21 protein-coding genes are annotated in these 18,514 nt (G+C 58.7%); 11 read left to right on the top strand and 10 right to left on the bottom strand.

Features of this window, described 5'->3' with window-relative positions:
• Positions 1 to 2: 2 nt before the first annotated feature.
• Both Q0955_RS14495 and Q0955_RS14490 read left to right on the top strand, forming a co-directional pair.
• Positions 3 to 434, top strand: a complete 432-nt coding sequence (locus Q0955_RS14495; RefSeq protein WP_299425294.1) for a MarR family transcriptional regulator — start codon at positions 3 to 5, stop codon at positions 432 to 434.
• On the top strand, positions 434 to 1,330 hold the full coding sequence (locus tag Q0955_RS14490) for an alpha/beta hydrolase (RefSeq protein WP_299425291.1): 897 nt from the start codon (positions 434 to 436) through the stop codon (positions 1,328 to 1,330). Before Q0955_RS14495 ends, Q0955_RS14490 begins: the two co-directional genes overlap by 1 nt.
• A gap of 69 nt (positions 1,331 to 1,399) precedes the next feature.
• On the opposite strand, the gene Q0955_RS14485 is transcribed toward Q0955_RS14490, so the two are convergent.
• Together Q0955_RS14485 and Q0955_RS14480 are read right to left on the bottom strand one after the other, a co-directional pair.
• Positions 1,400 to 2,314, bottom strand: coding sequence for a manganese-dependent inorganic pyrophosphatase (locus tag Q0955_RS14485; RefSeq protein ID WP_299425289.1), 915 nt, complete (start codon positions 2,312 to 2,314; stop codon positions 1,400 to 1,402).
• A gap of 109 nt (positions 2,315 to 2,423) precedes the next feature.
• A complete protein-coding gene (locus Q0955_RS14480) occupies positions 2,424 to 3,443 on the bottom strand; it encodes a TraB/GumN family protein (protein WP_299425287.1) in 1,020 nt (339 codons plus the stop codon).
• Between the two features lie 128 nt (positions 3,444 to 3,571).
• On the opposite strand from Q0955_RS14480, the gene Q0955_RS14475 reads away from it, so the two are divergent.
• Entirely contained in the window at positions 3,572 to 4,225 is a 654-nt protein-coding gene (locus Q0955_RS14475) for a DUF2161 family putative PD-(D/E)XK-type phosphodiesterase (RefSeq protein ID WP_299425780.1), read from the top strand.
• A 173-nt stretch (positions 4,226 to 4,398) separates the two neighbouring features.
• Positions 4,399 to 5,151 carry an NAD(P)H-dependent oxidoreductase gene (locus Q0955_RS14470; RefSeq protein ID WP_299425285.1) on the top strand — a complete coding sequence of 251 codons (753 nt, stop codon included), beginning with the start codon at positions 4,399 to 4,401 and terminating at the stop codon, positions 5,149 to 5,151.
• A gap of 37 nt (positions 5,152 to 5,188) precedes the next feature.
• On the opposite strand, the gene Q0955_RS20905 is transcribed toward Q0955_RS14470, so the two are convergent.
• The 5 genes from Q0955_RS20905 to Q0955_RS14445 form a co-directional block, all read right to left on the bottom strand.
• A complete protein-coding gene (locus tag Q0955_RS20905; RefSeq protein ID WP_366140693.1) occupies positions 5,189 to 5,500 on the bottom strand; it encodes a phage tail protein in 312 nt (103 codons plus the stop codon).
• A gap of 267 nt (positions 5,501 to 5,767) precedes the next feature.
• Entirely contained in the window at positions 5,768 to 6,028 is a 261-nt protein-coding gene (locus Q0955_RS14460) for a hypothetical protein (RefSeq protein ID WP_299425282.1), read from the bottom strand.
• Between the two features lie 706 nt (positions 6,029 to 6,734).
• Complete coding sequence (gene groL, locus Q0955_RS14455) at positions 6,735 to 8,378, bottom strand: chaperonin GroEL (RefSeq protein ID WP_299425280.1); 1,644 nt, start codon at positions 8,376 to 8,378, stop codon at positions 6,735 to 6,737.
• Between the two features lie 38 nt (positions 8,379 to 8,416).
• Positions 8,417 to 8,704 carry a co-chaperone GroES gene (locus Q0955_RS14450; protein WP_108888197.1) on the bottom strand — a complete coding sequence of 96 codons (288 nt, stop codon included), beginning with the start codon at positions 8,702 to 8,704 and terminating at the stop codon, positions 8,417 to 8,419.
• A 199-nt stretch (positions 8,705 to 8,903) separates the two neighbouring features.
• Positions 8,904 to 9,827: a homocysteine S-methyltransferase family protein gene (locus Q0955_RS14445; protein ID WP_299425276.1), complete on the bottom strand. Its 924-nt coding sequence runs from the start codon at positions 9,825 to 9,827 to the stop codon at positions 8,904 to 8,906.
• Positions 9,828 to 9,957: 130 nt separating this feature from the next.
• Between Q0955_RS14445 and Q0955_RS14440 the strand changes: the two genes are divergently transcribed.
• From Q0955_RS14440 to Q0955_RS14425, 4 genes are all read left to right on the top strand, one after another.
• Positions 9,958 to 10,842, top strand: coding sequence for an alpha/beta hydrolase (locus Q0955_RS14440; protein ID WP_299425273.1), 885 nt, complete (start codon positions 9,958 to 9,960; stop codon positions 10,840 to 10,842).
• Between the two features lie 239 nt (positions 10,843 to 11,081).
• On the top strand, positions 11,082 to 12,173 hold the full coding sequence (gene rsgA / locus Q0955_RS14435; RefSeq protein ID WP_299425271.1) for a ribosome small subunit-dependent GTPase A: 1,092 nt from the start codon (positions 11,082 to 11,084) through the stop codon (positions 12,171 to 12,173).
• Between the two features lie 114 nt (positions 12,174 to 12,287).
• Complete coding sequence (locus Q0955_RS14430) at positions 12,288 to 12,851, top strand: chalcone isomerase family protein (RefSeq protein ID WP_299425268.1); 564 nt, start codon at positions 12,288 to 12,290, stop codon at positions 12,849 to 12,851.
• A gap of 188 nt (positions 12,852 to 13,039) precedes the next feature.
• Positions 13,040 to 13,873, top strand: coding sequence for a DMT family transporter (locus Q0955_RS14425; RefSeq protein WP_299425266.1), 834 nt, complete (start codon positions 13,040 to 13,042; stop codon positions 13,871 to 13,873).
• Position 13,874: 1 nt separating this feature from the next.
• Here Q0955_RS14425 and Q0955_RS14420 read toward each other — a convergent pair whose 3' ends face one another.
• Positions 13,875 to 14,342 carry an NUDIX hydrolase gene (locus tag Q0955_RS14420; RefSeq protein WP_299425263.1) on the bottom strand — a complete coding sequence of 156 codons (468 nt, stop codon included), beginning with the start codon at positions 14,340 to 14,342 and terminating at the stop codon, positions 13,875 to 13,877.
• A 61-nt stretch (positions 14,343 to 14,403) separates the two neighbouring features.
• Between Q0955_RS14420 and Q0955_RS14415 the strand changes: the two genes are divergently transcribed.
• The 3 genes from Q0955_RS14415 to Q0955_RS14405 are packed head-to-tail and all read left to right on the top strand — an operon-like array spanning position 14,404 to position 16,956.
• Positions 14,404 to 15,288, top strand: a complete 885-nt coding sequence (locus Q0955_RS14415; RefSeq protein ID WP_299425260.1) for an alpha/beta fold hydrolase — start codon at positions 14,404 to 14,406, stop codon at positions 15,286 to 15,288.
• On the top strand, positions 15,285 to 16,424 hold the full coding sequence (locus tag Q0955_RS14410) for an alpha-D-ribose 1-methylphosphonate 5-triphosphate diphosphatase (RefSeq protein WP_299425258.1): 1,140 nt from the start codon (positions 15,285 to 15,287) through the stop codon (positions 16,422 to 16,424). Before Q0955_RS14415 ends, Q0955_RS14410 begins: the two co-directional genes overlap by 4 nt.
• A gap of 46 nt (positions 16,425 to 16,470) precedes the next feature.
• Positions 16,471 to 16,956 (top strand): GNAT family N-acetyltransferase, encoded by a 486-nt coding sequence (locus Q0955_RS14405; protein WP_299425256.1) that lies wholly within the window; start codon positions 16,471 to 16,473, stop codon positions 16,954 to 16,956.
• Here Q0955_RS14405 and Q0955_RS14400 read toward each other — a convergent pair.
• Positions 16,953 to 18,023: a 5-(carboxyamino)imidazole ribonucleotide synthase gene (locus tag Q0955_RS14400; RefSeq protein ID WP_299425254.1), complete on the bottom strand. Its 1,071-nt coding sequence runs from the start codon at positions 18,021 to 18,023 to the stop codon at positions 16,953 to 16,955. The two genes, Q0955_RS14405 and Q0955_RS14400, sit on opposite strands and share 4 nt — an antisense overlap.
• Positions 18,016 to 18,507, bottom strand: a complete 492-nt coding sequence (gene purE / locus Q0955_RS14395; RefSeq protein ID WP_294113046.1) for a 5-(carboxyamino)imidazole ribonucleotide mutase — start codon at positions 18,505 to 18,507, stop codon at positions 18,016 to 18,018. Before purE ends, Q0955_RS14400 begins: the two co-directional genes overlap by 8 nt.
• Positions 18,508 to 18,514: the final 7 nt, after the last annotated feature.

Here is an 18,514-nt window from a genome sequence, read left to right as displayed (position 1 = left end):
TGATGAATCGAGCTTACGCTGCAATCACACGCGCGTCGGAGCGCAAGACGCAGGCGCTGGCGGAGCTTTCTATGCCGCAACATGGCGTGTTGGTGCTCCTGTCCAAGCAAGACGGGCAAACTGTCACACAGCTCGCCAAAGCGCTGTCGATGCGCAAATCCAGCCTGAGCGGCTTGATTGACCGCATGGTGGATCGTGGATTTGTACGTCGTGCACGTGAAGACACGGACGGGCGCGTTGTGAGAATTTATCTGGAACCAGCTTCGGAAAGCTTAGTGCAACGCACGGTGCCCTTTGTGCAGCACGTAAATGGTCTTTTGCTGGCGCCATTTGATGTGGAGGAGCAGGAGGTCATTGGCCGGTTTTTGGCCCATTTGGCAGAGAACGCCGAAGACGTGATTGATCAGGCGGAATGGCGTGAGGAACAAGAGTGATGTTGGATCAAGGTGATGTGACCGTCGAGGATATCAAATTTCGCGCTGAGGACGGTTGGGAGTTGGCGGGCACGGTCTTTCGTGGTGCCGCGCCACGTGTGGCTGTTTTGATTTCCGCAGGCACGGGGTTCCCCCGGCGGTTTTATCGCCATGTGGCGGGGTACTTGGCTCAGCGTGGCGCCGTGGTTCTGACCTATGATTTCCGAGGTATTGGCGAGTCTGGACCCGAAAACCTCGCGGTGAGCGGCATCGATTATCCGGACTGGGGACGGTTGGACATGACCGCGGCGCTCGCGCATCTGGAACACATTGCGCCCGGAGTGCCGCTGACCACATTAGGGCACAGCATTGGCGGGCAGTTTGTTGGGTTTATGCAGAACCATCACAAAGCAACGCGCCACGCTTTTGTCGCGGTGGGCAATGGGCATTGGGGCGTGCACAAGCTGCGCAATATGCCGTTGGAGTTGTTCTTCTGGTGGGGCTTCGGCAGCTATTGCCTAGCGCGGTATGGGTATATTCCGGCGGGAGGCTTGTGGGGCGGCGAAGCCTTGCCGCCGGATGTGTTCCGCACCTGGCGGCGGTGGAGTGCGCGGCGCAGCTACCTGTTGCCTGAATTGGCCGAAGGTCGCTATCCGCATCACTTTGATGATCCGTGCAGCCCCATCAGTGCTTGGGTTATGAATGACGATCCGATTGCAACAGAGACCGCCTGTGGTGACACGCTGAGCCATTATAGCAAGGCTGAGAAGCACTTGGTGGCTCGGGAGCCAAAGCAGATGGGCACCAGGAAGGTGGGCCATGACGGTGCGTTTCGCAAAGGGCGGGAAGCGCTTTGGGCGGAACTGTGGGATTGGCTAGCGGAAGGGCATTTGCCAGACGGGGCAGCGCCGCAGTAAATGTCCGCAGCACAACAAAAAAGGCCGGCTCCCGAAGGAACCGGCCTTTGGATTTCCATCAGATCAGGATCAGACCTTCAGGTTTGGAATGATCTGCTTTTTGCGGCTCACAACACCTGGCAGTACAACGGTATCGCCGGAGGCTTCCACGTCAAAAGACTTGGCAGCCACAGTTTTTACCAGATCGTTTGGCACCAGCAGAGTGGATTGTTCGTTCAGGATGTCGACAACAAACAACAGAACCTGCTCGACGCCGTCCTCAGAGGCCACGGTGGTCATGGTGTCCATCAGGGACGCTTTGCGGTCCAGTACGGTGGCGGGGCTGGTGGTTTCCAGAACGGACACGCGGAACTTGGTGCCGTCTACAGCGTATTCTTTGGAGTCCATGCGCAGCAGCTCTGCGTCGGAGAAAGAAGACACGTCGGATTTTGCAGCAAACATTTCAGCGGCATAAGAGGGAATGTCGATGCCCAGATCCGCCGCCAGTTTCTCACAAACCGCTTTGTCGTGGTCGGTGGTGGTTGGGGAGCGGAATTCCAGCGTGTCAGACAGGATGCAGGTCAGCATGGTGCCTTTGACCCAGTCCGGCATCTCGATGTCGCCCATCAGGTCAAACATGATGGTCGCGGTGCAGGCCACAGGGCGGATGGTGATGTCGATTGGACCTTTGGTTTCCAGACCGCCGACCAATTTGTGGTGGTCGATGATCGCCTGAACGTCTGCGCCGTTGATGTTTGCGGGCAGCTCGGCCGGGTTGTTGGTGTCCACGATCACAACAGCCGCGTCATCTGCCACATTTTCAATGATCGCTGGCTTTGGCAAATCCCAGCGGTTCAGCAGCCATGCGGCTTCGGTGTTGGGCTCGCCCAGCAGCTTTGCTTCGGCTGGCGTGCCTTTGATTTCAGACAGATACCACGCCCAGATGATTGGGGAGCCGGTGGAATCAGTGTCGGGGGATTTGTGGCCAAAAACCTGAATTGTCATGTCGCGACGTCCTTAAAAACAAAGAAAACGGTGAAGTTGCGCGCCTTATAGAAGCGCGCGTTGCGTTTGTCACCTGCGGCTTTGGCCCTGCGACCTCGCGGCGCGGTGGTCAGTTGTTTCTTGGTGCTTCAAGGGGCAGGCGGGTGAGGGTGAAACCGGCGTTTTGCAGCAGGTTGAGCACGCCTTGGTCCCCTGGCAAATGCATGGCGCCTACGGCCACGAGAGACGGGGTTCGCGCCAACTCTTTGGTCAGCACCTCGGCCCAAGCCGTGTTGCGGGCGATGATCAGGTCATCTTCGGCTTGTTTTAGCAGGGTTGCCAGGCGGGCTTTGTCTTCATCCTCACCGGCGTTTTTGTAGGTTTCTGCAGTGTTGAATTCCCAGATAAGCTGAATGGTTTCATCCAGATACATAGAGATCACCGAGCCAATCAGATCGGGCGCGGCGAGATCGGTATTGAGCGACAGGCTCCAGCGCAGGTCTTCCATCTGCTCCTCAATTGGATCGGAGGCCAGCATTGCAAGGAGACCGTCGATGCTATCGAGCGATGCGGCAGGCAGGTTCTTGGTTTGCGCCATGGCCGCGATTTGCTGATCGAGGCCCTTTTTGCCTGACTTTACAACATCAAAGGCGCAGGGTGGCAGCATGAGGGTCATGCCGAGGAACCAAGGCTGATAGCGAGCGGCGAGGAAGGGCGGCATGCCGCGCTCTTGTAGTTGAACCGCTACGCGACCCCAGAGGTCGGGGCCGAGGCGGTCGATTAGGGAAGGGCCGGATTGGATCAGATAGCTGTCGGGATTTTGCGTGAGGTGACGTTGGAAGCCAAGTTGATCCTCGTCTGTGAGTTCGAGGAAAACCTTTTCCGGTTGCGGGGTTAGCTCTTCCAGGCGCGCGACCATGGTGGCGTGTTCCGGCAGGTGCACATGGAAGGTGCCGATCAGGTGGCTGACCACGCCGTCTTTCTCTGCACGCCAGAGCAGGCCTTCGGAGAAAGGCACTGCTGCGGCCTTGGCTTCAAGCGCTTGGCGTTCGCTTTCCGGCAAGGTTGGGTAAACGTTGGGTCCCGCGCAATTGGCCGAGGCAACGCTGGAAAAGGACAGCAAAAACAAAAGTGTAGTCAGAAACCGCATCGGAACCTCGCAGGTGACATTTGCGCCAAGGTAGCAGGGCATTTTTGAGGCTCAAGGGCGAATGCCTTGGGTGCAGGAAATGATGTGGGCAAGGTGACGGTTTGGCGTTACCAAAGGGCATGGGCAAGATGGCAGAAACCGATCTTTATGCGCCGGTAAAGGCGTGGTTGGAGGCGCGGGGCTTTGAGGTGAAAGCCGAAGTTGGTGCGGCGGATGTTGTCGCGATGAAAGATGGCGAAGATCCTGTTATCATTGAATTAAAAACCTCTTTCTCCCTCGTGTTGCTGCAACAGGCCGTCGCACGGCAGGCGGTGACAGATGCTGTTTACGTTGCAGTTCCGCGTTGGAAGGGGCGCACCGGGTGGAAGGCGTTTTCTGGCAACATCGGCCTGTGCAAACGGCTTGGACTTGGGGTGCTTTCTGTGCGGCTCAAAGACAGCGCGGTGGAGGTGCATTGCGACCCCGCGCCATTTCAGCCGCGCAAGTCGAAGGTCCGTAAGGCGCGGCTTTTGAAGGCTTTTTCCCGCCTTGAAGGTGATCCGAACACCGGCGGGATGCGGGGTGAGAAAGTCACTGTGTATCGGCAGGACGCCGAAAAATGTGCGGTGTTTCTCAATGAAAACGGGGCGTCGCGTGGGCGGGATGTTGTCAAAGGTACGGGCGTGGAGAAGGCCACGACGATGATGCGGGACAATCACTATGGCTGGTTTGAGAAGGTCGACAAAGGCGTCTACATGCTGAGCGAGGCCGGGGTGACGGCCTTGGCGCAGGGCGGGGATTAACCGAGTCGGTTTGGCGCAAAAACCACGTCGGTATTTTGTCGGTATCACGACTGTTTTGCGGAGGTGTGTTTTGGGGCGTACTGCGGCGGCTTTGATCGTTCACGCACCGCGCGGTGTTGCGCACATTGGCGCAACGGGTGTAGGCGGTTTGGGACCATGCTGAAGGACAGCCCATGACCACCACGCTCATCGTTTTGGCCCACCCCAGCCGACAGTCATTTAATGGCGCCTGGGCGGAAGCTTCGGCGGCAGCCTGCGCAGCGGCAGGCCATGAGGTGTTGTGGAGCGACCTGTCGGCGCATCAATTTGATGCCACCGAGGGCGCGCGCCATTTTGGGCAGGATGAAGCCGGGCCGTTTGATCCGTTGAAAGCGCATGAGGCGGCAATGGCCGCGGGCACTGTGCCGGTGGATATGGCAGCAGAGGCCGAAAAGATCCGGCAGGCGGATCAGATCATCTTTCACTTCCCGCTGTGGTGGTTTGCGCCGCCCGCCGTGCTCAAAGGTTGGTTTGACCGCGCGCTGGTGCATGGCGATTTGCACACGGTCGAGGAGCGGTTTGACACGGGCCGGTGTTGTGGCAAACGGGCGCTGTTTTGTGTGACCACCGGAGCGAGCGCGGCGGAGTGCGGGCCGGGTGGCAAAGAGGGGGACGTGAACCTGCTGCTGTGGCCGTCGGCCTATACGCTGCGCTATCTGGGATTTGACGTGTATCAGCCTGAGGTCGTGCACGGGGTGCACGGGTATTTCGAGGGCGCTGAAGAAGCGGCATTGCAGGCGCGGCTGGCGGGCGTGCTGGAAGGTCAGGCGGGGCTTGTGGCCGGATTGAGTGATCGCGCGTTGATGCGGTTTAACACCGACAGTGATTTTGATGAGAGCGGGCGGTTGAAGGCCGGGGCGGAGCGTTTTTCGGCGTTTATCAGGTAGCGCGTCGGAGTGCCCGATCTGGACACTCCTGGCAAATTTAGCTGCGCGATGGATAAATACCCTGATCGGCTACGCAATAGAGTATGCCCTCCGGTGCAAACCTCGTCAGATCAGGGACACCAAAAGTGGTGCGGCCATCGCCGCCATAGTTCGTGCCATACAGACTAAACAGGGCTTGGTTCGTAGCGATGGGAAGTATTTGGCCGTCTGCCTTGATGTAGCCGCGGGGACAGAACGTGCCACCAAACATCAGAATTTCTCCGATGAAATCTCCGTCGCCTGCCTGAGCGGGTGCGGTTGTGCTGAGTGTTGCAGCGGTGGTGGCAGCGAGAGTGAGGTGTTTGATCATGGTGGGCCTTTGACTTGGTTTGTGTGAGCAAAGCTTAGCGTGAGAGGCCGGTATTGTGGAAATTGTTTGGTGCGGCGCTCCCCCGCGACGTCGGGTGGTGGGCTTAGGAGGAGCGGTGTCGTCCTGCAATGCGTCGAAAGCAGTCAATGGTCGGATGGCGGCTGTGCGGACAAAGCGGGCTTTAGCATTTCGCACGGGAACGACGGGTACGGTTAAAAGCAGACCGTGCTTTTCGACATGACGGACAGGAAGTGATCCGATCGACTGCTAGTTTTCAATAACTCCGGTATTGGTCTTGCGCGTACCGAGCTGTGCGACAATAGCGTCAGGGTTATTGTCTAATAGAAATAGCAATTTGTAAGCGGGGCCGCCGGGTTGTCGAGTGCCGTCTTCCCAGGTTTCGTAGCCTGCCTCGCTCATGCCCATCAGGTGCGCCATTTCCGTGAGGTTGAGGCCAGCCTTGGTGCGGACCGACAGCGGATCGAGGTTTTCGAATTCAACTTCGTTCGTGGGCTTGGAATTGGTCATAACTATCCTGCTTAGTTTTGTTGAATTGGTCTGACGCAGTCGCTGCAAAACAGCGTTGTGCCAGTGTCAGAACGGTCAAACGTTCTCACTTTCGCTCCAACCAAGTGCAGATATGTCTGGCTGATACTTTCCCGTGCGGTATCGATCTTCGGGGATTTCGAATTCTAGTCCTTGATCCTTCACCCAAACCAGATCTGGTTGGCCAAATGGGGTTTTAATTCGAAATAGTCCAACGAATTTTCATTCGTCTCTTCCCATAGAACTTCGGTGAAAGCCCTCTACACAAACACCAAAATCCGAAAAAAGGTGTCTAGCATAAAGGGCTTTTTTGTTCTCGCCCTAACGCGAACTGGCGAGTTGAGGTCTACGCGAAACAGGAGATTTTTGCTGCCCACAGTGCTCATCTATGAGCTAACACCTTGCTTGAAAAAATGACAGTTTATAATGGGATGACGGCTTTTTGAGTAACACTGCAGAGCTAACTCTACTGCGCATTGCTGCTGTTCGTGCCTCGCATAGCATTGGTTAGAAAAGGGCGCACACCTGCCATTGCGTATTGAGCTTTCAAGTCGTCTCACCAACACCATTTACAGAAAAGGGCCGCCCGGAGGCGACCCTTTAAACTTGTCTGGCGAGAGCTCTCGGCAGATTGGCCCGAAGGCCAATCGCCTGACGCTTAGACAGAACTTTCTTGCGAAAGTTCGTCTTACATCATGCCGCCCATGCCGCCCATGCCGCCCATGTCAGGCATTGCAGGTGCGCCGCCGTCTTTGGCTGGCTTGTCAGCAACCATAGCTTCGGTGGTGATCAGCAGGCCCGCGATGGAGGCTGCGTCTTCCAGAGCTGTGCGGGTTACTTTGGCTGGGTCGATCACACCGAAGGAGAACATGTCGCCATATTCTTCGGTCTGTGCGTTGAAGCCGAAGGTTACGTCTGCGGATTCACGGATCTTGCCCGCAACTACCGCACCGTCAACACCGGCGTTCTCAGCGATCTGACGCAGAGGCGCTTCGATGGCTTTCTTAACGATCACGATACCAGCGTTCTGGTCAGCGTTTGCGCCTTCCAGACCTTCGAGTGCTTTACCGGCCTGAACCAGAGCAACACCACCACCAACGATCACGCCTTCCTGTACGGCCGCACGGGTCGCGTTCAGGGCATCGTCAACGCGGTCTTTGCGCTCTTTCACTTCCACTTCGGTCATGCCGCCAACGCGGATCACAGCAACACCGCCTGCCAGTTTGGCAACGCGCTCTTGCAGCTTCTCACGGTCGTAGTCGGAAGAGGTTTCTTCGATCTGAGTGCGGATCTGGCCCACACGTGCTTCGATCTCAGCTTTCTCGCCAGCACCGTCAACGATGGTTGTTTCGTCTTTGGTGATTTCGATTTTCTTGGCTGTGCCCAGCATGTCCATGGTTACGGACTCAAGCTTCATGCCGAGATCTTCGGAGATCACCTGACCGCCGGTCAGAATGGCGATGTCCTGCAGCATGGCTTTGCGACGGTCGCCGAAGCCAGGCGCTTTAACAGCAGCAATTTTCAGGCCGCCGCGCAGTTTGTTCACAACCAGAGTTGCCAGGGCTTCGCCTTCAACGTCTTCGGCAATGATCAGCAGAGGCTTTTGGGATTGGATTACCTGCTCAAGCAGTGGCACCATGGACTGCAGGGAAGACAGTTTCTTCTCGTGCAGCAGCACCATGCAGTCGTCCAGATCAGCGATCATTTTGTCTGCGTTGGTCACGAAGTAAGGGGAGAGGTAGCCGCGGTCGAACTGCATGCCCTCAACAACATCGGTCTCGGTTTCCAGACCTTTGTTTTCCTCAACGGTGATCACACCCTCGTTGCCAACTTTCTGCATCGCGTCTGCGATCTGCTGGCCGATTTCTGCTTCGCCGTTGGCGGAGATGGTGCCAACCTGCGCAACTTCGTCGGAGTCTTTGACTTCGCGTGCGGAGGATACGATGCCTTCAACAACTTTGGCAGTTGCCAGGTCGATGCCGCGCTTCAGATCCATTGGGTTCAGGCCAGCTGCAACCTGCTTCAGGCCTTCTTTAACGATGGCTTGAGCCAGTACAGTCGCGGTGGTTGTGCCGTCGCCTGCTTCGTCGTTGGTGCGGGAAGCAACTTCCTTCACCATCTGTGCGCCCATGTTCTCGAACTTGTCTTCCAGTTCGATCTCTTTGGCGACAGAAACACCATCTTTGGTGATGCGTGGTGCGCCGAAGGATTTCTCCAGAACAACGTTACGGCCTTTTGGGCCGAGGGTCACTTTAACGGCGTCTGCCAGTACGTTCACGCCGCGCAGCATTGCGTTGCGCGCATCGGTGTCAAATTTGACGTCTTTTGCCATTGGTTTGGCTCCTAAATTCGTAAATGTCGGTCAGACGATCAGGCAATGATGCCCATGATGTCGGATTCTTTCATGATCAGCAGCTCTTCACCGTCAACGGTGACTTCGGTGCCGGACCATTTGCCGAACAGGACTTTGTCGCCTGCTTTGACGTCGAGCTCAACGCGCGCGCCTTTGTCGTCACGCAGGCCAGCGCCCACGGATACAACTTCGCCTTCGGCTGGTTTTTCTTTGGCGCTTTCTGGAATGATCAGACCGCCGGCGGTTTTCTCGTCGCTTTCAACGCGGCGTACAAGCACGCGGTCATGCAGAGGTGTAAAAGCCATGACTAGGTTTCCCTATCTAGAGTATCTCCCTGACTCCTCAGCGGAGTCGTTATCACTCCCTGTAGGCGAGTGCTAACGGCGAAAGAGGTAGGGGGCGTTTGGGGGGGAGTCAACGGCGTTGCGTGAAGTTTTTTGTCCGGAATGGGCGCGGCGCTGTGTGGGGAGGGAGAAAGAAGGTGGCTCGGAGGCCTGCAAGGCCTTAGCTGGAAAGGTGTTTTGCCAGACTTTCCATGTGGCGCATATCCGTACCGCAGCAGCCGCCAAGCACACGGAGATGGGGATGGTTGTGCTGCAATTCCGCCAATTGTTGGCCGAACTCGGCAGGATCCCCTGCGTCCAGCTCTGTGGCGTTGTCCAGTTCCGCATGGCTGCATCGTGACGCGTTTGCGACAATACCGCCAATACGGCGGGACCACGGCGCGTCGGTCAGGATATCCGCGAAATGGTCCGGGTGGGCGCAATTGACCATGTAGTAGGCGGCGTAGGAGTCCGTGGCGGCATCAACTTGCCGGATGGCGGCCTCCAAAGTGCCGCCGGTTGGCAGGTGGCCATTGGTTTCCACTGTGAAGGCAATCACGCAGGGCATGTAATAGTCACGGCACGCATGCAAGATGCCAATTGCTTCGATTGGGTCTGCCAATGTGTAGGCGGTGATCAGGTCGGTGTCGGTTGCGGCAAGTGTGGCGATTTGGCGAATGTGATAGGCCGCTGCCTCGTCGACGGTCATTTGGCTTGCTGGCGCATAGGCGTCAAAGCGGGGGCCGATGTTGGCGCTGATCAATGTCGGGAGGTCGCCAAACGTGGGGCGGAGGTCTGACAGAAGGGCGATGGCGTCGAGGTTGGCGGCTGCGACGGCGCGGGCGTCATACCCCAAAGGCGCCGCACGGTCCGCGCTGGCCACCCAGGTGGCACTTTCCAGGATCACGCCGAGGTTGGCGCGGGATGCGATGGCGGCGAGGTCGGTGGCGTAGCGGGAGAGATGGGCGCGGCCTTCGGGTGTTTCGAGCAGGGGGAAACTGGCAAAGCCGGGCAAGTCGACGCCTTGGGTGAAAATCAGGTCGGTTTCCATGCCCGTGTAGGTCAGAAAGGTTTGAGTGCCTTGATGGGGAAGGGGGCGTGGCATGCGGGACCTTGGTGAAGTGCAGTTAGGGCCAGCCTAACACGATGTGACCGACTTGTACCTTCATGGATTTACAAACCGCTTTTGCGCTCTAAGGTTTTCGGAGACAAATGACGAAGCAAGGAACACCTGCATGCAGATCACCGCAAATGGTATTCAGATTGAGGTAGAGACCTATGGTCCGCAAGGTGGCGTGCCTTTGGTGCTTATTCGCGGGTTGGGGTCGCAGCTGATCCATTGGCCTGCGGAACTTTATGAAGGGTTGGCGGCGGCGGGCTATCGTGTGGTGCTGTTTGACAACCGCGATGTGGGCTTGTCGCAACGCTGTCCCAAGGAGGGGGTGGCCAGCGGCGCGGGTGAGATCACGGCGGCGGCTTTGGCCGGGGAACCTGTGCCAGCGGCTTATAGGCTCAATGACATGGCAAAAGATGTGCTGGGCGTGATGGACGCGCTGGGCATTGAGAAAGCCCATGTGTTTGGCATGTCGATGGGCGGCGCGATCACGCAGCTTTTGTGCATGGATCATGCGGAGCGTCTGTTGAGTGCCAGCATTGTGATGGCCACGGCGCGGCCATTTGCGGCGCGGGGGGGCAATGCGGAGTGGCTGGCAACCCTGCTGGCGCGGGATGTGGATCGTGACACCTACATAGAAAACGGCATTGCGGAATACGCAAATTGGGGCAGTCCAGCTTATCCGATGACGGAAGAAGCGGTCGCGGCGCAGGCCGCATGGGCATTTGACCGGGCGTTTGATCCGGAAGGCATCAACCGGCAGGTGCTGGCGGTGATTGCCTCCACAGATCGGCGGCAGGATCTGACCAAAGTGGCCCTGCCGTGTCAGGTTATTCACGGTGCCGCGGACACGTTGATCCCGCCGGAAGCCGGGGCGGAGATTGCCGGGTTGATCCCGAATTGCGACCACCATCAGATCGAAGGCATGGGGCATGTGATCACGCCCAAACAGGCGCCGATGCTGATTGATATGATGCAGGATTTCATCACCCGGCGTGCGTCCTAAGCGGCTGGGTTGTTGTGTTGGTGGCGCAGGCCTATATCAAACGCAGCTTTGATGGAGGTTTTATGGCCCAGAAACTGGATGCCTGATTTTGGCGGGTGGCAGAGCGCCCACCCGATGCACATTCAAAACGGCAAAACCGGCGCAGATGCGCGGGGCTGTTGGTTTGTGCCTCTTCTTTTTTCTGATACGTTACGGCCAAGCCCAAACAGGCGCGGCCCTTCCATGAGAGTACCTCAACAATGACACGGGACTATTCCCAATTTTTGCCAACACATGGCGCGTCTGAAGCGGAAACACCTAAGCGCGCGCCGTTAGACATTCTGGGCTGGCAATCGTTTTTTGCCCAACAAACCGATCTGGATATCTTGGACGCCACCCCGCCGGTTCGGGTGGTGGAAGTGCATCGCAACGGGTTGCGGGTGCGCGGCGATGGCATTGACGCTTTGGTGCCGCCGGGGCCGGACGCCACGGTGGGGGACTGGCTGCTGTATGACGCGGAGCTGCCGATGCGCAGTGAAGTGCTGGAGCGCAAGAGCCTGTTCAAACGCCGGGCCGCCGGCCATGATCGCAGCATTCAGATGATTGCGGCCAATGTGGACACGGCTTTTGTGGTCACCAGTTGCAACAACGACTTCAACGTGGCGCGGCTTGAACGGTATCTGGCACTAGCCTTTGAGGCGGATGTGACGCCAGTGATCCTGCTGACCAAGGCGGATTTGTGTGATGATACGGCGGCCTATGTGGCGGAGGCGCAGTCGATTTCGGATCGGGTGCCGGTGGTGCTTTTGAATGCCAAAAGCGAGGAACCAGCGCAGAAGCTTGCGGATTGGTGTGCGCCGGGGCAGACCATTGCCTTTCTGGGCACGTCCGGTGTCGGCAAATCGACATTGGTAAACGCGCTGTTTGGCTCTGAGCAGGCGGAAACCGGCGGCATCCGCGAAGATGACAGCCGCGGGCGGCATACCACCACCAGCCGACAGCTGCATTTCACCGACGCTGGTTTGGCCATTCTGGACACGCCGGGCATGCGCGAATTGCAGTTGGCGGAGGCGGGCGATGGTCTGGCAGACCTGTTTTCTGACGTGGTGGAACTGGCCACTCAGTGCAAATTCCGGGATTGTGCGCATGAAAGTGAGCCGGGTTGCGCGATACGGGGGGGCATCGAAGCAGGCACGTTGGATGTGGCGCGGTTGGATCGGTGGCGTAAGCTGGAAGCGGAAGAGCGGCACAATACCGCCTCGCTGGCGGAAAAACGGGCTTATGACAAAAATTTTGGCAAGATGATCAAGACCGTGACCAAAGCGCACAAAGGCCGCAAGGGGCGCCGTTAGGCAGCTTTGACGGTGGATCGATCAGGCGATTGCGGCGTGCGGAGTGATCCGGGCGCCGTTTTGCTGCGTATCCTAAATAATTCATCCTAACATGCGAAGGGAGGCGCGGGCCGGATGCATATGAGATTGCCAGTACGTGAACGGGTTCTGATGGCGCTGTTGAGCGGCGCTGTGTTGTTGGGGTGGGCGGCAAATGCCTCGGCCAATCCCGCAACACCCGCGCCGGAGGTGCGAAGCCTACTGGGCCAACCGCAGGAGTTGGGAGCAGGGCAGTTCCGGTGGCTGGGTTTCAAGGTCTATGACGCGCAGTTGTTTGCGCCACAAGGGCAGGGGTTTGACCGCAACGGGTCTTATGCGCTGGAGATCGAATACGCCCGCAAGATCAAACGCAAGATCCTGCTGAAAGCCAGCATGGACGAGATGATACGGATTGAAGGTGAGAGATCCGATCATGGGCAAATCCAGAAAAAGCTGACGGCTTGCTATCGTGATATTCAGCCGGGCGACAGGATAGTGGCATCGCCGAAAGGTGGAAACGCGCTGAAGTTCTGGGTGAATGGTCAGAGCACCTGCACCTTGCAACACAATGGAATTCGGGATCGCTATATGGCGATCTGGTTGAGCGGCAAAGCACGTGATCGCGGCTTTGCGCAACAGGTATTGGCCCGTCAGAAATAGCACTCCTTTCCGGACCCACCTGTTATCCCCAGCACTATGGACCGTTGTCCATGGTGCCCGGAAAAAAGGGGTGCAATTTCACTGACGGGCCAATCGACCCCGCCTGAGAGTTTGGTCCTTCGAAGGCGGGGCAAGCGTGTGGCCCGGCTTGCTTGCTCCGCCGGGTCACACGTGTCACGTAAGACAGTATGCAATTGTTTCTTCTGACCGCTGTGACAATGACGGCCTTTGCCGCGAACTCTGTTCTCAACCGGGCTGCTGTGAGTGGCGCGGGTATGGAGGCGGTGGATTTTGGCGTGCTGCGATTGGTCAGCGGGGCATTGGCTTTGGCGGCCTTGGTGGGCTGGCAAAAGCGCGGTTTTGCGCTGGGCGGTGTCGGACGTGGCGTGGCGGTGGCAGGCTTGCTGGCTTATGTCTTTGGGTTTTCGCTGGCGTATCGCGGATTGGATGCCGGTCTGGGCGCGTTGGTTCTGTTTGGTGTGGTGCAAATTACCATGTTTGGCGGTGCTGTGGTGGCGCGCGAAGCGGTGCCAACCACGCGCTGGTTGGGCGCAGGTTTGGCGCTGGGCGGCTTGGTCTGGCTGTTGGCGCCGACCGGTGGCCCCGCGATGTCTGTTGCACATGTGGTGATGATGGCGGGCGCGGGGCTTGGCTGGGGCATCTATTCGCTGCAGGGGCGTCGGGAACGTGATGCGACGCAGGCGACGGCGATGAATTTCTTGCTGGCGGCACCTGTGGCTTTGGCATTGGGGGCTATGCTGGGCATGGATATGGAGATGCCGGTTGCTGGCGTGGCGCTGGCCGTGGTCTCCGGCGTGGTGACCTCGGGTCTGGGCTATGCGCTGTGGTACGCGATTTTGCCAGGCCTGGGCGCGAGCCGGGCGGCTGTGGCGCAACTGTCGGTGCCGGTGATTGCCATGGCGGGCGGCATGGCATTTTTGAGCGAACCGCTGACCCTGCGCTTTGTTGGCGCGGCTGTGTTGGTGATCAGCGGTGTGCTGGTGTCGATGCGCAAAGCCTAGGTCAAAACTTCAACAAAGGTTCCAAAGCGTCGTAGTGCACCCCAATGCCCCAGGCCACATCCGGCAGGCTGAGCGGGCGGTAAGAGATTTGGTCCATGTCTGCGCGGCTAAAGAAACGGCGTTTGGAGACGATGTTTTCCGGATCCTGCCAGCGTTCATCCAGCGCTCCATTGATGATGGTGCAGCGGAAGAACAGATCTACCTGATGAAAATCGCTCTCCTCGTCGTGGAACTCGTTGATCAGGCAGGGCGCACCAACGGAGACTGTGAGCCCGCATTCCTCGTGCACTTCGCGAATCAGATTGTCGGCTAGGCTGCTGTGTTTTTCGACACCGCCGCCGGGCGCACACCAGAGCGCACCTTTGTGCTCTGGGTAGGCGTTGACCAGCAAGAGGCGGTCCTGATGCAGGATCACGGCGCGGACGGCGAGACGCAACGGGCGCGACTTTGGTGGGCGAAGGGTTGCCATTGGGGCGCTTTCCGTAAGGTTTTTGCTTTTGTAGGCCCCGCTTAGGGCCTATCTCAAGTCTATGGTTCGATTTTTGAAAATGGCAGCGGTGCTGGCCTTGGGGCTGAGCACGCAGAGTTTGGCAGAGCAGCAAGCGGAGGTCGCAGGGGACACACCGCAGGAATGTGTGATCCTGCTGCACGGGTTGGCGCGTTCTGAGAGTTCCTTTGTTTTGATGGAATTGGCGCTGGAACGTTATGGCTACAAAGTGGTGCGGCTGGGCTATCCTTCGACAGAGAAAGAGATAGAGAGCCTCGCGGACATGACGCTGCCCAAGGCGGTGGCCAAGTGTGGCTGGACCAAGGTGCATTTTGTCACCCATTCCATGGGCGGCATCCTGACCCGTGTGTGGTTTGAAAACCACCGCCCGCCGGAGTTGGGCCGCGTGGTGATGTTGGGGCCGCCCAACAAGGGCTCGGAACTGGTGGATGAATTCAGTTACCTGGAGCCGTTTGTCTGGCTCAACGGTCCGGCGGGGATGCAACTTGGCACCGATGGGTTACCTGCCAACCTGCCGCCGGTGGACTTTGAGCTGGGTGTGATTGCCGGCGACAAATCTCTGAACCCCTATTACAGCAGCCTGATTGCCGGGCCGGATGACGGCAAAGTCTCGGTGGAAAGCACCAAAGTTGAAGGCATGGCGGATCACATTGTGCTGCCGGTGACCCATACGTTTATGATGAATAATCCGATGGTGATTGTGCAGGTGCGCGAGTTTTTGGAAAACGGTGCGTTTGATCATGATCTGGAGTGGGGCGACGCGGACGCCACCCTGCGTGAGTTGCAGCGGATCATTGACGTGGATGGAGACCCAGAAGCGGAAAAAGAAGATGACTTGTGGGACCGGATTTGGAGCGAGATCATGGGGCCGGACAGTGCAGCACAGGATGGTGTGAGCGACAAATGACGGATTTGGTTTTGCAAGGCGCAGAGGTGCTGTTGCCTGACGGTTTTGTGCAGGTGCCGCTGGGGATTGTTGCGGGCAAGATTGGTGAGGCAAACGGTGCGCGGGAGGTGGACCTGCGCGGGTATCAGATTTTGCCGGGCATCGTGGATCTGCATGGCGACGGGTTTGAGCGCCATCTTGCGCCACGTCGTGGGGCGATGAAAAACCTTGGCGACGGGCTGGTGTCTGTGGATGCGGAGCTGGCGGCCAATGGGATTACCACGGCTGTGCTGGCGCAATTCTGGAGCTGGGAAGGTGGGATGCGCTCGCCCGCGTTTGCACGGCGGTTTTTAGAGGCTCTGTCCGCCACTGAAGGGCTGCGCACCGAGATGTTGGTACAGCTGCGGTTTGAGAGCCATTTGTTGGAGGACTACACGGCGTTTGAGGCGGCGGTTGCCGCGTTTGATGTGCCTTATGTGGTGTTCAACGATCACTTGCCCCATGCCGCCTTGGCCAAGGGTAAGAAGCCGCCACGGCTGACCGGGCAGGCGCTCAAAAGCGGGCGCAGTCCTGAGGCGCATTTGGCGTTGCTACAGGCGCTGCATGCGGTGACGGAGTCCGTTCCGGAAGCGGTGGCGCGGCTGGCGGCCCGGTTGGCGGAGAAAGGCGTGAAGCTTGGCAGCCATGATGACGACAGCGCCGCGACACGGGAGGCTTGGCGCGGCTGCGGGCTGCCGATCAGTGAGTTCCCCGAGACCTTGGAGGCGGCAGAGGCGGCCAAGGCGGCGGGTGATCCGGTGGTGATGGGTGCCCCCAATGTGGTGCGTGGCGGCAGCCATTCCGGCAAGGCTTCGGCAGCTGATATGGTTGCGGCGGGATTGGTGGATGGGTTGGCGTCAGACTATCACTACCCCGCGCCGCGGCAGGCGGTGTTGCGACTGGTGGAAGATGGCGTGTGTGAGTTTGCCGAGGCCTGGGCCTTGGTGTCAGCCAAGCCTGCAGCGGTATTGGGGCTGAATGATCGCGGTACGTTGGACGCCGGCAAGCGGGCGGATCTGGTGATTGTGGATGCAGAGAGTCGGCGCATTGGGGCCACTTTGGTGGAGGGGCAGGTGAGCTTTATGGCAGGCGATGTGGCTAGGCGGTTTATGGGGTAGGGGCTTTGCCCCGTCACCGCAGCGCAGTGACTCCCCAGGATATTTGATGACTTTGAAGGGCGGACCCGTGCGTGATTTTGAGTTTGGAGATTTGCAAGCGGTGCCGCGGGAGGTTTTGGCGGCGCAGATGGCGGATGCGCGGGTGGCGGAACATTTGCCGTTGCTCGATGGCGCGTTTGATGTGGACGGTTTTTTGCAGGCCAAGGCGCAGCGTTGGGAAGAGGATGGGCTGGGCCATTGGGCGATCTGGCAGGGCGATGTCTTTCTCGGCTGGGGCGGCTTTGAGAAAGAAGAGGACGTCTGGGACTTTGGGCTGGTGCTGACGCCGCAGGCCTTTGGACAAGGTTTGGCGATCACGCGGCAGGCACTTGATTTTGCGCGGGGGGATGCGCGGGTTGAGATGGTGCAGTTCCTGCTGGCGCCCACGCGGCGCTCGGTGAAGGCCTTGGCGCGGATGGGAGCCGAAGAGGTGGGGGAGGTCCGCTATGGCGGGCAGACCTTCCGCCGGTTTTTGCTGGATATGCGGGATTAATCGCGTTTGATGCGGTTGACGTGGCCCATTTTGCGGCCCGCTTTGGTTTCCGCTTTGCCATAGAGATGCACGGCCGTGTCACGCTCGGTGAGCAGCTCGGGCAGTTGGTCCATGTCGTCACCAATCAGGTTTTCCATAACCACATCACTGTGCCGTTGACCGTCGCCCAGAGGCAGGCCGGTGACGGCGCGGATGTGTTGTTCAAACTGATCCACAGCGCATCCATTTTGGGTCCAGTGGCCGGAGTTGTGCACCCGAGGGGCCACTTCGTTCACGATGAGGCCGTCTTTGGTGACAAACAGCTCCACGCCCATGACGCCGACATAATCCAGTTTGTTCAGGATGTTGGCGGCGAGCAGCACCGCGTCCATACGTTGCCCCGCAGACAAGCGCGCAGGCACGGTGGTGGTGGCGAGAATGCCGTCTTTGTGTACGTTTTCGCCGGGGTCAAAGCAGGCGACCTGACCGTCGATACCACGGGCGGCGATCACCGAGACCTCGTGGGAGAAGTCGACAAAACCTTCGAGCAGCGCTGGAGCGCCTGCCATGTCGGCCAGAGCCACGTCAGCATCGTCGGCGGTTTTTAGGCGGGCCTGACCTTTTCCGTCATAACCAAAGCGGCGGGTTTTTAAAATCGACGGCGCGCCTATTTCGGCAACGGCTTTGGCCATGCTCGCAGCGTCGGTGACATCCGCAAATGGTGCGGTTTTCAGGCCGAGCTCTTGTAGGAAAGTCTTTTCCGTCAGGCGGTCTTGGGAGACCCGCAGTGCTTCGCGGTTGGGGCGAATGGGCTTTTGGCTTTCCAGAATGTCCAGTGCCGCCGTGGGGATGTTCTCAAACTCATAGGTGATGACATCCACAGAAGCCGCAAAGGCGCGCAGGGCGTCAGCGTCTTCATAAGACGCGGTGGTGACGGCATTGGCCACCTCGCCTGCGGGCGGGTTGGCGCCGGGCTCAAAGATGTGGGTTTTGTAGCCCAGACGGGAGGCTGCGACGGACAACATGCGGCCAAGTTGGCCACCGCCAAGAATGCCAATGGTGGCGCCGAGTTTAAGCGTTTCAGTCATCTTGGGGTTCATCCGGGATGGAGGCGGAGAGGGCGTCGCGCCAGGCGTCCAGACGCTCTGCCAGATCGGCGTCCTGTAGGGCCAGGATACCGGCGGCCATGAGGCCTGCATTGGCGGCACCGGCGGCGCCGATGGCCATGGTGGCAACCGGGAAGCCCTTGGGCATCTGCACAATGGAATAAAGGCTGTCGACACCAGAGAGGGCGCGGGTTTGAACCGGCACACCCACAACTGGTACGCGGGTTTTGGAGGCCATCATGCCGGGCAGGTGCGCAGCGCCACCGGCGCCAGCAATGATCACCTGAAGGCCACGACCGGCGGCTTCCTTGCCGTAAGACCAGAGACGATCCGGGGTGCGGTGGGCGGAGACAATTTTCTTTTCGTAAGAAATGCCCAGCTCTTCCAGAATGGTGGCTGCTTCTTTCATCGTGGGCCAGTCAGACTGGCTGCCCATAATGATTCCAACTTGAGGTGTGTCCGTCATGTGCGCC

Source organism: uncultured Shimia sp. (genome assembly GCF_947493595.1).
Lineage (GTDB): Bacteria > Pseudomonadota > Alphaproteobacteria > Rhodobacterales > Rhodobacteraceae > Shimia.
This window is presented reverse-complemented; position numbering and strand designations above follow the sequence as displayed.